Source organism: Fibrobacter sp. UWH6, from assembly GCF_900142465.1.
Lineage (GTDB): Bacteria > Fibrobacterota > Fibrobacteria > Fibrobacterales > Fibrobacteraceae > Fibrobacter.
In genome coordinates this window covers 1-15,417 of sequence record NZ_FRAX01000018.1, presented here as the reverse complement: position 1 = coordinate 15,417, position 15,417 = coordinate 1, and the positions used below count along the sequence as shown (strand labels likewise).

General features: G+C 46.3%; 11 protein-coding genes and 2 pseudogenes. 3 read left to right on the top strand and 10 right to left on the bottom strand.

Annotated features, from left to right (window positions below; all coding sequences use genetic code 11):
- Both carB and carA read right to left on the bottom strand, forming a co-directional pair.
- A partial coding sequence (gene carB / locus BUB73_RS13630; protein WP_073286656.1) for a carbamoyl-phosphate synthase large subunit occupies positions 1-2,424 on the bottom strand: 2,424 nt, incomplete at its 3' end.
- A gap of 149 nt (positions 2,425-2,573) precedes the next feature.
- Positions 2,574-3,692, bottom strand: a complete 1,119-nt coding sequence (gene carA / locus BUB73_RS13625) for a glutamine-hydrolyzing carbamoyl-phosphate synthase small subunit (RefSeq protein ID WP_073286654.1) — start codon at positions 3,690-3,692, stop codon at positions 2,574-2,576.
- 695 nt (positions 3,693-4,387) lie between these two features.
- Here carA and BUB73_RS13620 point away from each other — a divergent pair.
- On the top strand, positions 4,388-6,988 hold the full coding sequence (locus tag BUB73_RS13620; protein ID WP_175552222.1) for a hybrid sensor histidine kinase/response regulator: 2,601 nt from the start codon (positions 4,388-4,390) through the stop codon (positions 6,986-6,988).
- A gap of 121 nt (positions 6,989-7,109) precedes the next feature.
- Here the strand turns inward: BUB73_RS13620 and BUB73_RS17020 are convergent, their stop codons facing one another.
- Positions 7,110-7,262: a helix-turn-helix domain-containing protein gene (locus BUB73_RS17020; protein WP_112132805.1), complete on the bottom strand. Its 153-nt coding sequence runs from the start codon at positions 7,260-7,262 to the stop codon at positions 7,110-7,112.
- A gap of 207 nt (positions 7,263-7,469) precedes the next feature.
- Here BUB73_RS17020 and BUB73_RS13610 point away from each other — a divergent pair, with 207 nt between their 5' ends.
- Positions 7,470-7,703, top strand: coding sequence for a hypothetical protein (locus BUB73_RS13610; RefSeq protein WP_073233851.1), 234 nt, complete (start codon positions 7,470-7,472; stop codon positions 7,701-7,703).
- Complete coding sequence (locus BUB73_RS13605; protein WP_073233849.1) at positions 7,700-8,113, top strand: PIN domain-containing protein; 414 nt, start codon at positions 7,700-7,702, stop codon at positions 8,111-8,113. Before BUB73_RS13610 ends, BUB73_RS13605 begins: the two co-directional genes overlap by 4 nt.
- Before the next feature lie 264 nt (positions 8,114-8,377).
- Here BUB73_RS13605 and BUB73_RS18050 read toward each other — a convergent pair.
- The 7 genes and pseudogenes from BUB73_RS18050 to BUB73_RS13565 all read right to left on the bottom strand — a co-directional run.
- A pseudogene (locus tag BUB73_RS18050) lies at positions 8,378-9,358 on the bottom strand (hypothetical protein); the annotation flags it as partial.
- 324 nt (positions 9,359-9,682) lie between these two features.
- A complete protein-coding gene (locus BUB73_RS13590) occupies positions 9,683-11,983 on the bottom strand; it encodes a hypothetical protein (protein ID WP_073286643.1) in 2,301 nt (766 codons plus the stop codon).
- Between the two features lie 10 nt (positions 11,984-11,993).
- Complete coding sequence (locus BUB73_RS13585) at positions 11,994-12,425, bottom strand: hypothetical protein (protein ID WP_175552221.1); 432 nt, start codon at positions 12,423-12,425, stop codon at positions 11,994-11,996.
- A gap of 17 nt (positions 12,426-12,442) precedes the next feature.
- The gene (locus tag BUB73_RS13580; protein WP_139259224.1) at positions 12,443-13,168 is read right to left on the bottom strand and encodes a hypothetical protein; all 726 of its coding nucleotides are present in this window, start codon (positions 13,166-13,168) and stop codon (positions 12,443-12,445) included.
- Positions 13,169-13,539: 371 nt separating this feature from the next.
- Positions 13,540-14,100 (bottom strand): zeta toxin family protein, encoded by a 561-nt coding sequence (locus BUB73_RS13575; RefSeq protein ID WP_073286635.1) that lies wholly within the window; start codon positions 14,098-14,100, stop codon positions 13,540-13,542.
- Positions 14,101-14,280: a hypothetical protein gene (locus BUB73_RS13570; protein ID WP_073286632.1), complete on the bottom strand. Its 180-nt coding sequence runs from the start codon at positions 14,278-14,280 to the stop codon at positions 14,101-14,103.
- 162 nt (positions 14,281-14,442) lie between these two features.
- Positions 14,443-15,417, bottom strand: a pseudogene (locus BUB73_RS13565) (carbamoyl phosphate synthase large subunit); the annotation flags it as partial.

Here is a 15,417-nt window from a genome sequence, read left to right as displayed (position 1 = left end):
CATGGGCGGGATGACGCTTGCGGAGTCGCCGGAGTGGATACCTGCAGGTTCCACGTGTTCCATGATGGCGCCAACCACGGTGTGCTTGCCGTCGCTGATGCAGTCCACGTCAAGTTCGGTAGCATCTTCCAGGAAGCGGTCGATGAGGATGGGCTTGCCTTCGCCGATGGCGGCAGCTTCTTCCACGAACTTGCGGAGGTACTTTTCCTTATAGACGATCACCATGCCGCGGCCACCCAGAACGAAGCTGGGACGGACCAGAACGGGGTAGCCGATCTTGTCTACGATGGCGAGGGCTTCTTCCACATTGTGGGCGATGCCGGATTCGGCCTGCTTGATGCCCACCTTGTCAACCAGCTGCTTAAAGAAGTCGCGGTCTTCTGCAAGGTCGATATCCTCGGGGCTTGTACCCACCACATTGGCGCCGGCCTTCTTCAGGCGCATTGCCAAGTTAAGCGGAGTCTGACCACCGAACTGAACGATAACGCCGTAGCAGTTTTCGCGTTCGTAGATGCCCATGACATCTTCGAGGGTCAGCGGTTCAAAGTACAGCTTGTCAGAAGTATCATAGTCCGTAGAAACGGTTTCCGGGTTGGAGTTTACCATGATGACTTCGTAGCCCTGCTTCTTCAAAGTGAATGCAGCGTGGCAGCAGCAGTAGTCGAATTCGATACCCTGGCCGATACGGTTCGGGCCACCGCCCAGCACCATGATGCGCTTCTTCTTGTCGCGGTTAGGTACTTCGCGGACGGGTTCGGTATTGTCTGCGTAGCAGGAGTAGTAGTACGGAGTGACGGCTTCAAATTCACCGGCGCAGGTATCTACAGAATAGTAGCTGGGCTTCAGGTTGATACCGTTACGGGCTGCCATGACTTCTTCCGGAGTCTTGTGGAACAGGTAACCGATCTGGATATCGCTATAGCCGAATTCCTTGGCCTGGCGGAACAGAGCCTTGTCCTTGCAGAGGTTTTCGAGAGAACCTGCAGAGAGGATTTCGTCTTCGAACTGGGCCAGTTCTTCCATGTGTCGGAGGAAGTAACGGTCAATCTTGGTGAGTGCGTAAAGCTTTTCGACGTCCCAACCGCGGCGGAAGGCGGCGTACACCACGAAGATGCGTTCTGCACTGGGGCGGGCAACTTCCTTGGCCAAGGTCTCGTCGTCGTAAGCCAGGAACTGTTCGCACTTGGCGCAGGCACCGAAGCCGCCGAAACCAGTTTCCAGAGAGCGGAGAGCCTTCTGCAGGGACTGCTTCAGGTTGGAGCCGATAGCCATGGCTTCACCCACAGACTTCATCTGGGTGCCGAGAGTGCTATCTGCCTTGGGGAACTTTTCGAAGGTAAAGCGGGGAACCTTGGTAACGACGTAGTCCAAAGCCGGTTCGAAGCAGCTGGGGGTAGACTGAGTAATGTCGTTTTTCAGTTCGTCCAGAGTGTAGCCCACAGCGAGAAGGGCTGCAATCTTTGCGATGGGGAAGCCCGTTGCCTTGGAAGCAAGAGCGGAAGAACGGCTTACGCGGGGGTTCATTTCGATGATGATGCGACGGCCCGTCTTGGGGTCGATAGACCACTGAACGTTGGATCCACCGGTTTCAACACCGATAGCTTCCATCACCTTCAGGGAGTCGTCACGCATGGCCTGATAAGCGCGATCGTCAAGAGACTGGATCGGAGCCACAGTGATGGAGTCGCCTGTGTGAACGCCCATGGGGTCCAGGTTTTCGATGGAGCAGACGATAACGGCATTGCCCTTCTTATCGCGCATGACTTCCATTTCGAATTCCTTCCAGCCCAGGAGGGATTCTTCAATCAAGACTTCGTTGTTCAGGGAAGCGTCGAGACCGCGGTTCACGATGGTTTCGAATTCTTCCGGGTTGTGTGCGATACCGCCACCGGTACCACCCAGGGTAAAGCCCGGACGGATGATGAGAGGCCAACTGCCGATGGTGTTTGCAATGGCGAGAGCTTCGCTCATGGAGTGTGCAGAACCTGAGCGGGGGAGGTCCAGGCCGATGTTCAGCATGGCGTCCTTGAAGAGCTTACGGTCTTCTGCGCGGGCGATGGATTCGGCCTTGGCGCCGATCAGTTCCACATTGTAGCGTTCCAGAACACCCTTTTCGTGGAGTTCCATGGCCAGGTTCAAAGCGGTCTGGCCACCCAGAGTGGGGAGCAATGCATCGGGACGTTCGCGGCGGATGATTTCGTGGAGAATGTCCACGTTCAGCGGTTCGATGTAGGTACGGTCGGCCATTTCCGGGTCGGTCATGATGGTTGCCGGGTTGGAGTTCACCAGCACCACTTCGTAACCTTCGCGGCGGAGCACCTTACAGGCCTGCACGCCGGAGTAGTCGAATTCGCAGCCCTGGCCGATAACGATCGGACCAGAACCAATGAGCATAATCTTCTTGAGGTCTGTACGCTTAGGCATATTGTGTATTCCTCTTTAATAAACTTTGTTCAGGTCGCCACTTCGTGGCTTTGAGGTTTGAGGGCGCTTCGCTTTGAGGTTGTTCTTGAGGTGTCCTCTAGGCGCTTTGCGCCGACCTCATACCCCTAGCGAGCTTGCGAGCGAACCTCTTACCTCTTAAATTCTTCAATCATCTTCTTAAATTCTTCGAACAGGTAGTAGGAATCGTTGGGACCCGGAGCGGATTCCGGATGGTACTGCACGCTGAATGCAGGCAAGTTCTTGCAACGGATGCCTTCCACGGTGTTGTCGTTCAGGTTGATGTGGGTGACTTCCACATCAGCGGGCAAGCTGGTTTCGTCGATGGCGTAGTTGTGGTTCTGGCTAGTGATTTCTACAGCGCCAGTCTTCAGGTACTTTACCGGATGGTTACAGCCGTGATGGCCGAACTTCAGCTTGGAAACCTTTGCGCCGAGGGCGAGACCCAGGAGCTGGTTACCCAGGCAGATACCCATGAGAGGATACTTGCCAAGGAGCTGCTTCACGAGGGCTGCAACCTGGGGCAGGGAGTTGGGGTCTGCGGGGCCGTTGGAGAGGAACACGCCATCGGGATTCTTAGCCTGAATCTGCTCGAAGGTAGTGTTGATGGGCATGACGGTCACCTTCATGTCCTGGCTGGCCAAGTCGCGGAGGATGTTTGTCTTGATACCGAAATCCAGAGCAACTACGTTGTACTTGCCCTCGGTGGAGAATTCGTAGCCGTTGGGGTCGCTTACTACAGAAGCGTAGTCCTGACCATCCAAGCCGATCCATTCCTGAGCCTTCTTGATGGCGTCTGCTTCGGACATTTCGGAGTCTTCCACATGGAGGTAGGCCTTCTGGGCGCCGTTGTTGCGGAGGTGGAGGGTGAGGGCGCGGGTGTCTACACCTGCGATGCCGGCCTTCTTCTGTTCCTTCATGTAGGAATCCAGGGACTGTTCGCCCACGTTTTCGGAGGCGTCGCAAAGGTCGTTGATGACGATACCGTTCAGGAACACCTGGCGGGATTCGGACTTTTCGATGTTAGCGGAGTAGGCGCCCACTTCTGCGGTGGTGAACACTACGAACTGACCAGCGTAAGAAGGGTCGGTCAGAATCTGCTTATAGCCGGCCATACCGGTGTTGAACACTGCTTCGCCTACAGTGTCCTTGGCTTCGCCGAATGCGTAGCCGTGGAATACGGTGCCATCGGCCAGGGCAATGAATGCCTTGCGATCGCGCTTTGCTTTCCAGTTGAATTTATCGTTCATCGTTTTACCTTTTTACTTGTTCTAATTAAAACTCTTTTGGATTCTTCGCTTCGCTCAGAATGACGCGGAGGGGTGTGCTGCGCGGCCCCTTTTCGTAGAGCAAAAAAAGAGGCAAAAGCTAAAAGCCTTTGCCTTAAAAACACTAAAACTGAAAACAGAAACAACGTCTTGAAAAGTAGAAACCCAACCGACTTTCTGGATTGCCGGTGCTGCACCCTGGAGTGCACGCTGGAGATTCTGTACTTCAGTTCTCTTCATCGGGTGCAAAAATAGAAAAGGAGATTCCCCTCGGCAATAGGTGGTTTTATAAAAAAAATCCTTTTTATTTTGGGAAAAAGAGGGGTGAAACGGTCTAATTTTTTACAAAAAATGAATAAAATAGGCTGCGTCTTAACGTAATTGCTTGAAAAATAAAAGATTTTGTGCATTTACATAAATTGTAAGGTATGCGGTGCCCTAAAGATGCTATAATAATCACTTTCTGGAGGACCCGCCAAATAAAAGTGAGCAATGTTTGTTTATATTATTATTGTAATAATTAGAACGGGATATTGTATATGGATGCAGGTGTAGTTTACGTAGTTCATGCGTTATTTTTCCTTGGTATAGACCTATTTGTCTTGGGCAAGGCTTTTTCTCAAAGAGCGGAATCTTCGTCGCATTTGTCGTTCAGCGCTTTTGCGCTGGCTGTGACTTTGCTTCAGATTTCCGCAATCGGTGTCATCTGCTCGGAGCATGGATTAGTCGATTTCCCCTTGTGGGGTAAATGTCTGCTCTATTTTCTGTTGGTGGTGTTCCCGGCTGTGGCCAGCTATCTTGCCTCTGTCTGGATGTTCCGTCTGTTTGCCCTTAGAAAGAACAAAAAGTTTACGAAACAGAAATGGTTTGTTGCCATCCCCCTGATTGCCTATGCCCTGGTTTGCCTAATTTCATTTAAGACCCATTGGGTGTTTTATATTGATGAGAATGGTGCCTACCGTCGCGGAAGCCTGTTCTTGCTGCAACTGCTGGTGCCGTACTCTTACGTGCTGAGTGTATTTGTTTACCTGCTTCGTGAAAAGACTTCCAAGGGAAAATTTTCGCTGCAGCCTAGAGCGATCAGCTTCCTGTTACTGTATGTGATTCCCCCCGTATTTGGATCCTGTGTTCAGGTTCTTATGAACTTGAAGGGATGCTTCTCGGAACTGGGCTTGAGTGTTGCCCTTGTGTTCGTCTATATCGGCATGTACATGGGTGATGCTGAAGAACACCGTCATATGAAGGACCTGGCCAATTTTAACCGCCAGCTGCAGCACGTCAACGAAAAAATGAGAAAGCTCCTGATGCGTGGTGAAATGCAGGCGAAGACTATCGCCGAAACGATCCGCGGTGGATTTAAGATTGGACGGAATGACGATGCCTTTTCCTTCAAGTATGTGTCGGAACAGTTTGCGCAAATGCTCGGCTATACTGTAGAAGAATTGCTGTCGGTATCTGGTGGTAGCCTTGAGGGGATTGTTCATCCCGATGACTTTGGACAGGATATTCCCACGCTGGAAAATAGTGAAATCTATACTGTCAGCTACCGCCTGCGCTGCAAGGATGGTTCCTGGAAACATGTGGAAGAACGTGGCCGCTTGATCAAGACCGAAGGCGCCGAAGATGAAATTTGGGGCGTCGTCTTTGACAAGGATGAAATCGTCCGGACGGAAACGGCTCTTGTCAATGCAGAAAATAGTCGTAAAAAATTGGCGGAATACAACGACATTATTACCAATGCCGGACTTGGGGTCTGGTTTGTTACCTTTAGAGAAGGCTTGCCCAGTCTGTTGAATGGAAACGAAAAGTTCTACGAACTGATCGGCGTTGATGGCGGTTCCATGTCTGAGGAAGACTTGCATGAATACTTCGCGTCGAGAATCATCCCGGAAGATGTCCCCATATTTGGTGCTGCTGTTGAAAAGATGAAGTCTGGCCAGTTTGCCGAAGCGCTTTACCGCTGGAATCATCCTAAGCTGGGAATCGTGTATAACCGTTGTGGTGGAACTGCAGTGCGTTTGCCCGATGGGGCCTACTGTCTCCGTGGTTATCACGGTGACGCTACCGAAATTGTGGCCAATGAACAAGAACAGCAGGAACTCCTGAAAAAGGCCCTTGCCGCTGCAGAGGAATCCAGCCGTGCGAAGACGACGTTCCTTAACAACATGAGTCACGATATCCGTACTCCCATGAATGCCATTCTTGGATTTGCAAGCCTAATCGAAAAGGAAAGCGATAATCCGGCCAAGGTGAAGGAATACCTGAAGAAGGTGATGAATGCCGGAGACTTCCTGCTTTCGCTGATTAACAATGTGCTTGAAATGGCTCGCATTGAAAGTGGTAAATCCGAGGTGGTGGAAAGTCCGGTTAATCTGCGCGAAATGGTCGAGGTTACGTCGAGTATCTTTGAGGCTTCCCTTAAAGAAAATCATCTGACCATGAATTTTGCCGTGAATATTGTTCACGAAAATGTCTGCATCGATGTTGTGAAGATGCGCGAAATTTCCGTAAACCTTTTGAGTAATGCTGTAAAGTATTCTGTAGAAGGCGGAACCATTAACGTCGAACTGACAGAAAAGCCTTGCGATAAGGAAGGCTATGCCGCTTACGATTTCATCTTCTCAGACAATGGTATCGGTATGGCTCCAGATTACTTGCCCCATATATTCGATTCCTTTGTCCGTGAAAGAAATTCCACCGAAAGCAAGATTGCGGGAACTGGTCTTGGTTTACCCATCGTGAAGAAACTGGTGGACCTGCTTGGCGGTACCATTGAAGTAGAAAGTAGCCTTGGAAAGGGAACCAAGTTTACTCTTGGCTTTGTCCATAAAACCTGTGAAGAAAATGTTGTTTCTGAAAAGTCAAGTTCCGATGCAGAAAAAATGGATCTTGCAGGTCTTAGAGTTCTGTTCACAGAAGATAACGACCTGAATGTGGAAATCGGAACGACGCTTCTGGAAGAAGTTGGCTTCAAGGTTGAACGTGCCGCAGATGGTTGTGAATGTCTGGAAATGTTGACTAAGGCCGACCCGGGCTATTACGACTTTATTTTGATGGACATCCAAATGCCTAAAATGGATGGCTATGAAACTACCCGTCAAATTCGTAAGCTTCCTGATTCCCGTAAGAACATTCCCATTATTGCGACAACGGCCAATGCCTTTGAGGAAGACCGCCGTGCCGCTCTAGAAGCCGGAATGAACGACCATGTGACAAAACCCATTGACATGATCGTCCTTACGAAAACCATAAGCCGCATACTGAACGGACGAAAGTAAATTTCGACTATAAAATAAGAACCCCGCCAGAATGAACTAAACTGACGGGGTTTTATTGTTATGGGTTGAAATTGCGACTATTCATTAAAATTAATTGTTTTTTAATAATCAATAACTTTAGTTATTGATTTGATACATATTTTGTATTTGATGGACTTACCGTATTCTGGTTGATTCCGAGATCCTTGGCGATTTTTGCGGCCGACTTGTCGCCTTTCAGGACCAGTTTTACAGTTTGAAGCCGCATTTCTTCGTTATAGCGGGCATTTGACATTGTTATTTTCCTTTTATTTTTGGCAATTTAACAATGAGTATGGTCATGCGACACCCCTCTTATCAAACTCCACAACGGTCCAAATTTCGTGGTTTCAATAATCTACCATTTTAATTTTTTATCAAAACAGCTTGTTTTTACAGCAAAACATCGTTATCTTTTTGTGGATTTCATATATTTTATGGGAAACTATCCAAGGAGGTTATTATGACAACGCTACAAATGGATGCCATTAAGCGAATTGAGACTTTGTCTGATGACAAGGTTTTTTATGTCATTCAAATCCTTGACGGTTTGGAAGGTCTCCTAAGGGATGCCAAAGAAAAGCAAACTGCACGAGATCAGGCCTTTGACACCCTTGAGAAGATTATCAAGGCAGCTCCTGAACTGGACTACGAAAAGGAACTTGCATCTTGGCGTGATGAAAGGTTTGTCGGATGAGGGCTCTTATTGACACCAACGTCCTAATGGATTACGTTGTAAAACGTGAACCATATTTCGCATTTGCAAGGTCTATTGTTGATGCAAGAAGGCAGAATGTCTTCGATGGCTGTGTTGCAGCCCATTCTTTCACAAACATGTTCTACATTCTCCGCAAGGTTTACGATGACGCCACAAGAAGGACTGTTCTCTTAAATCTTACAGAGCTTTTCGATGTCGGAGATGTAAATAAGAATGTTATCGTGAGAGCTTTGGAGTATCAAAATTTTCCAGACTTTGAAGATTGTGTTCAAAGCGAGGTTGCTGAAAAATATCGAGCAGACTACATTGTTACAAGAAACCCGAAGGATTTTGAAAATTCCAGGATTTCTTGCATTTCTCCTGAAGATTTCATTAAACTGTTGAAATAGAAAAATCCAGACATCGTCTGGATTTTTGCGTTAGGTGCCGCTGCCCGTAAGGGTTAGGACGCGAAGCGGCTGAACGAAAAAAATCGAGCCGAGTGCCGCGGCGAACAAACTTGTTTGTTTCGACATGGCCGAGGCGAAGCTTTTTCTGTAAAAAAAGACCGAACTGGATTTTTCCAGCTCGGTCTTTTTATAGCGCAAGGCACCGGCCCGGCCCACTTCGGCAAGCTCAGTGACTTTGGCCGGGCAACGCCCAGAAGAAGTTAATTAAACCTCTTCAATAGAAGCGTGATATTCCTGCAAGCTCTTCACTTCGCCCTTGCCAGCCTTGGCGGCGGCAATGCCCTTGACGGTGTCGAGAGCGGCGGCGAGAGTGGTGATGTAAGGAGTCTTGTACTTGATGGCAGCCTTACGGATGGCGCATGGGCATAGCCCAAATGCTTGGCTCAGCCATGCCAGAAAACTAGTTTTCTGTCGCGGCATTCGCCTTGTGCATTTGTCATCGGCAACAGCGTCGCGGCGAGCCCACGGGGTGTTGATGATGAGGTTCACCTGCTTGTTCAGGATAACATCCAGAACGTTCGGGCGGCCTTCGGCGATCTTGTTCACCACTTCGCACTTGACGCCCGCCTTTTCGTAGAACTTGGCGGTGCCTTCGGTAGCGTAGATCTTGAAGCCAAGATCCTGGAAAACACCGTAAGCCGAGTGCAGCGGCCACGCTTGCGTGGACATTGCCGAGGCGAAGGTGTTTCTGGAAGCGCTGACCCACTTCGATGGCCTGGTCGCAGAGGTTGGTCTTGTCAGACAAACTAATCAGCACTGCGCCGGAAGACGGGAGGATAGAACCTGCGGCTTCCTGGCTCTTGTAGTAAGCCAGAGCGAAGTCTTCGGAGAGGCCCAGCACTTCACCGGTGGAACGCATTTCAGGGCCGAGAACCGGGTCAACCTTGGGGAACTTGTCGAACGGGAACACTGCTTCCTTGGCGCCGTGGTGCTTGAAAACCCTTAAGCCGAGTGTCGCGGGCAAGCTTGCTTGCACATGACCGAGGCGCATTGGGTTTCTACAACTTCTTGTCCTTCAGCTTCAAATCTTCCAGCTTTTCACCCATCATGAGGCGGGTAGCAAGGCGGGCCATCTGAGTGTTACAGACCTTGGAGACCAGAGGCACGGTACGGGATGCACGGGGGGGTGGCTTCGAGAACGAAAACCTTGCCGTCTTCGATGGCGTACTGCATATTCATGAGACCGCAAAACGTCTCAAGGTGAGTGTCGCGACCAAGCTTGCTTGGGCATGATCGAACCGAAGGCGTTTCTGGAAACGTGGAGGAATTCAGTTTTGCGAGATTATACGTTCTCTTTTGGGCGTTCCCCGCGCTCCGCACGGGTCGGGCTATACTCGCTTCGCTCACCGAGCCTAAAGTCTCGGCCCATACGGGTCACTATCCCTAACGCGAAAATATTGTAATACTCTGTTTCTCCATAAAACAACTTTTATTTAATATGTAGCGCAATTAACATACAAGAAAGACCTCGACAAGTCTTGTCGAGGTCTTTTTCCGTTGTGTTTTTAATTATTCTACATAGATATAAAGGAAATCAGGAATAAATGCTTGATGATAATAATAGGCATTTTGATTCCATGGAGTAAGAAGGACGTCCATTCCCATTTCATCCGCAATAGATTCACACTGCTTTGAATACTTCTCATAAACCGGAATCTTGTCTTTCTTCACTTTTTTGTACGAAACAATTTTTCTTGGGGGATTGAATGTACAGCCCTTAATTTTCACTTGCGTAATCTTTGAATTTGCACTGCCGTCTAAGATCGGTTTATTAGCATCAACAAAAATTTCAACATTTCCTATATCCGAATCCCAGTATTTGATTTTTCCGTTTATTTCGCCCAGATTATTCAAGGGAATTGAAACATTTTGATTCCCTGTGTAGAAATAGACTTCTTTGACTTGATTCTTCGTTACTTTCGCCTTAAACGCAAGATCTTCATCTGAGGCCAATATTTTATCAGGGAACAAATATTTGATCTTCTTCTTGTTTGAATTCAGAATGTAGAACATATTTCGTATTTGGACATTATCCAGTTCATTCTCATTATCTTCAAGCAAGAATTTTATTGAATATCCTTTTTCATCAAACATAACATCCACTGCATAATCTAAATGGATTACACCCTTATGAAGGCCATTGGTTATGACATCCTCATAAACTTTTCCTAATTCGAGACCAAACCCTTTTGCGATTCCGTTCTTTATTTTTCGATCAACGATATTCGCATCAAGTTTTACAACAGCAAATACATCTTCTGCATCTTGGTCATCTCCGTAAACACGAACAGTTTCTCCAGTATATTGCAATAACGGATAATAGCAGGTCAAAGCACCGTTCTTTTCTGGCAATTTAGACAAATCATCCTTTTCAACATCATATGCGCCTTTTTTGGTTCGGAAAGAACAACCAGACTCTATATACTCATTTCGTTTTACATTTATTTTCCATTTTTCCATCAGAGTCTGTAACGTATCTCTTAGCCCGGAGAACACATCCTTCTGCTTATTCAATGTCTCATTATATTTCTCATCATAATCATCTTGATATTTATCTATAAGACCAATTATCTTATTTAGGGACTCACCATCTTCATACATTTCATTTACTTGTTTAACCAGCTTAGGAATAGGAACCCGATTTGCCTTCAGCAAATCTTCCGCTTCTGTTTTGTATTTTCCTTCTGGATAATTAATCAAGTAAGACTTCACCTGATTATGGTTTCGAGCAGAAACCCAGTAATAGTCCTCTAGCGAAGCTGATATTGTAGAAGCAATTTTTTCCGTCACATCAAGAACGCTACAATTCTTCTTAAAGTAATCTGAGCCACTCCTTAGCCTTGATTCAAATGTGTTAATCCATGCTTCATAAGGCACCATATTTCGTTCTTGCCTCCTGCACAATGAATCACCTTCATATTCCTTTAAAAGACAATAGCAATCCGCAGACATTTGCTGGTGTATTTGAAGTTCTCTATCAATAAGAGGCATCCACTTGGGAGATAAGCTTTTCATTTCATCCTTCAATTTAACCAAATACGAAACATAATCATCATATTTCAAATCATTCACAGAATCTTCATTGGAAATGAAATGTTTTTTAGGAACAACATTTAAATAAAATTCCGTAGATTTAGACTTATTTTTCTTCAGCCAATTAGACTGTTCCTTTTCAATTCGATTATACTCTTTATCAATGTTCTTTCCTAGCGACTCAAAATAAGGTTGCTTGTTTGACAAAATAAATGACCAAAAGAAATCTTCTTTCGTCCATTCCTCTTTAGAAAATAATTTTGATCGGCCTGGACTAAAGCCAAGAAGAGTATCTGCAAACTGAGATGGAGTAATTCCACCCATTTTAATCTTACTATCGACACGATTAAAGTTGCGGGCATCGCAAAAGAAAATAAAATCTCTATACTTACTCCAAAATGAAAACTTGGCCAACGGCTTATTTAACGCACCTTTTACATATTCCAAATCATCATTTTGAAAAACAGAATCAATGCTAGATGTCAGAGTCTCGCAAAAATTATTTTTATAATCTTTCAGACTATAATGTTTGCGTTCGTCAGCAGGGATAAATTTATGGTACCATTCTTCAAGATGCTCTTGATTTGTTTTATCGTACCCCCAAAAACAGGCATAACCTTTCTCAAAACCATTATTTTTTGAGCATCGTTTTTCGCAATCGCTCCAACTACCAGCAGCAATAGTGATACTACTGTCAGAAGTCAGTTCAAAACATTCTTCTTTTGCCGCCCAAATGATGGACGATGTAATTAATAAAACGGATAATAAATAACGCATATAAACTCCCTTACACTCTGTTTTTTATCAATTTCAAAGCCAATTCACTAATATTGCCGTCCACATCAAGAAATTCATCCCAGGTCAGAAAATCAAAGACATCTGCAAAAACTTTTTTGAATCCATCATCTATACAAAACGGGCCTTCTGCTTTGAGGCAACACAAGGAACCGTCTTCGTAAACTTGATTAATTCGTCCCCAAGAAATCTCAATGTTGCCTGCATCTTCAAAATATTGATGTTCCGTATGCGGGGCAATGAGACCGTCCTTTTTTGTATGAACAATCAAGACCAACGTTTCCTGGCATCCCCTGCCCACTGAGAAAAATTTTATCAAATCTTTTTCAACTTTTAATTTTGTCAAGTCTGTATTCCGTTGCCACGTGGTCAATATTCCAATAGGCTGTCTATTAGAGGAATTCAGATAGTCTTTAAATGTCATTTCGCTCTCCTTCATTTTTATTTGCAAATCTTCTTTTTTAAGGTTTTCCATTTTGGGTATTGCCCCGTTCCTTCAAGATACTTATCAATTGCCCTAATTACTCGCTCTGGTTTTATCTTGATTTCCCGAACAGAGTTTACTCCCCATACACAATCATTGTGTTCTTTGCGTGGGAAAATTTTTTCTGACGCATTGGGAATGGGACGACTGAGCAACAAGGAATTTTCACTAGGGCAAGTATAATGGTATGTCAGGTTATGCACACCTTTTTTGCCAAAATCTTTCAAGCTGTTCTTGTCAAGATACTCTTGCAAATCTGGAGGAACATCATTTCGTTCAAGCCAAAAACAATTATCACTATCCACACCCCAAGTCATGCAACATCCAACCTGGATCCCGATAATAGTGTCGTATAAGCCCAAATTCTCAGCTTCAGCCTTTGATATTCTAGACTTATTCGTTACGAAAACGAAGCATACTTCATCATCGTCATCAATCCAATCGCTATCGCCCCCAGGTTTGGGTGGAAGGTAGCCTTGTATTTGACCTTCAAAATTTTTGAAATTTACGCATTCATGGAAACCATTCTGAAGACCGACTCTATTTTTTATTTCCGGACGCCAAACGTGGTCGTATTCTTCCCATAAAGGATACTCTTGATAGCGATTCGTTTGATTCGGTCGCAAATCCGCTTGGATGCGAACCGCATACATCTTCATTGTCGGTTTATTTTCCACAGCCACAAAAACCTCCATTGTATACACCTATGGAGTCCGCCCTCGTTCAACAAAGAACCGCATCATTTTTTTAGAAAAAAAAAGGACGCGGATCGCTGCATTTACCCAATCGGGGCTCTAGACTGCCTCTAAACGATAAACGCAAACGACCCACGCCCCGAAAGGGCTGTTGCCCATGGCCATACGACCAAAGACCAGCTTGAAAAAAGCCGGCACGACAAACTGAAACATACCGTCAAAACGGCATGCCTGCGTGAGCGCTCGCCTTGTCCTCGTTTAGATGAAATTGTCTAGATTTCGATTGGAGAACAAGAGCAAAAACTCTATTTTTAACAAAAATAACTAAAAATTAAGGAATTAGTTTGACAAATCAGGAATTATTTCAACAAACTCCTAACCCATTCTGGAACATCGTTTGAAACGGCAATTGTTTTACCAGACTTTATTAATGCAACTCGTCTGAATCTTTTGGAATTGTCATAAAGTTCAACTTTATTGCATAGTGGGAGAACTTCTTTTAGCTTTTCAAGAGATTCTTTATAGCGCCGTTCTATGTCCGCTTCGGGGATTCCATGCCCACCTGCGGCAACTCGCAGAAGAACGCGTTGCTTTGCAATTTCTACAGAATCCACATACACGAAATAAAGTTCAATTGTATAACCAAGGCTTTGTGCCTTTTTGATGTTTTGAATGGCACTTTTACCACAAAGAGTAGTTTCTTGGTTGAAAGAAGTCAAAGAAGCAAAATAGGTCTTGATTTTCTGAATTGCAATCTTGCCAGCCGTTACGACATCAGCGGCATTTCTCCAATCTCCATTGTTTTGGCGAACAATTTCGTCAACATTTACTCTAGGAATGTCGAAAATATCCCTATTTGTTTGGTATAGGGTTGATTTCCCAGAACCGTTGGGACCTGCGAAAACAATGTATTTAGGCAATTAAAACCTCTTTGCGGCGATGACTTCTTCTTGCTTCTGCTGCAAAATTAAATCGCTTACCAACGCAAAGAAACGGGCTTCTTCTTCAGAACGAGCCTTTTCAAGAATGTCAGAAGTTTCGTCAAAATTAATCTTCTTGCATTCGTCGTACAGTTCTTGCAATTTTTCAATTTGACACATTTTAAAACTCCTTTGACAACAATATAGATATTTCTATCGCAAAAACAAATAGATGCAAAAGAGCCCCGCCTCCAATGAGACGGGGTTCTTTAAGTTTAGGCTAGATTCCCGTTTTCGCGGGCATGGATCCTTCGTGCTTACGCACTCAGGATGACGTTTACATTACACTTCTTCAATGCTTGCGTGATATTCCTGCAAGCTCTTCACTTCGCCCTTGCCAGCCTTGGCGGCGGCGATGCCCTTGACGGTGTCGAGAGCGGCGGCCAGGGTGGTGATGTAAGGAGTCTTGTACTTGATGGCAGCCTTACGGATGGCGGATTCATCGGCAACAGCGTCGCGGCGAGCCCACGGGGTGTTAACGATGAGGTTCACCTGCTTGTTCAGGATGACATCCAGAACGTTCGGGCGGCCTTCGGCGATCTTGTTCACCACTTCGCACTTGACGCCAGCCTTTTCGTAGAACTTGGCGGTACCTTCAGTTGCGTAGATCTTGAAGCCCAGTTCCTGGAAACGCTGACCCACTTCGATGGCCTGGTCGCAGAGGTTGGTCTTGTCAGACAAACTAATCAGCACGGCACCGGAAGACGGGAGGATAGAACCTGCTGCTTCCTGGCTCTTGTAGTAAGCCAGGGCGAAGTCTTCGGAGAGGCCGAGCACTTCACCGGTGGAACGCATTTCAGGGCCGAGAACCGGGTCAACCTTGGGGAACTTGTCAAACGGGAACACAGCTTCCTTGGCGCCGTGGTGCTTGAACTTCTTGTCCTTCAGCTTCAAATCTTCCAGCTTTTCACCCATCATGAGGCGGGTAGCAAGGCGGGCCATCTGAGTGTTACAGACCTTGGAAACCAGAGGCACGGTACGGGATGCGCGGGGATTGGCTTCGAGAACGAAAACCTTGCCGTCTTCGATTGCATACTGCATGTTCATAAGGCCGCAAACGTGGAGGGATTCTGCAATCTTACGAGTGTAATCCTTGATGGTCTTCAAGTTTGCTTCGGTAATGGTTACCGGCGGAATAATGCAGGCGGAGTCACCGGAGTGAACACCTGCAAGTTCCACGTGTTCCATCACGGACGGAATGTAAACGTGTTCGCCGTCAGAGAGGGCGTCGGCTTCGCATTCCAGAGCGTTGTGGAG

Coding starts and splice junctions, on each gene's coding strand:
- carA (WP_073286654.1), bottom strand. CDS start 3,692: ATGAACGATAAATTCAACTGGAAAGCAAAGCGCGATCGCAAGGCATTC.
- BUB73_RS17020 (WP_112132805.1), bottom strand. CDS start 7,262: ATGTCAAATGCCCGCTATAACGAAGAAATGCGGCTTCAAACTGTAAAA.
- BUB73_RS13610 (WP_073233851.1), top strand. CDS start 7,470: ATGACAACGCTACAAATGGATGCCATTAAGCGAATTGAGACTTTGTCT.
- BUB73_RS13605 (WP_073233849.1), top strand. CDS start 7,700: ATGAGGGCTCTTATTGACACCAACGTCCTAATGGATTACGTTGTAAAA.
- BUB73_RS13590 (WP_073286643.1), bottom strand. CDS start 11,983: ATGCGTTATTTATTATCCGTTTTATTAATTACATCGTCCATCATTTGG.
- BUB73_RS13585 (WP_175552221.1), bottom strand. CDS start 12,425: ATGACATTTAAAGACTATCTGAATTCCTCTAATAGACAGCCTATTGGA.
- BUB73_RS13570 (WP_073286632.1), bottom strand. CDS start 14,280: ATGTGTCAAATTGAAAAATTGCAAGAACTGTACGACGAATGCAAGAAG.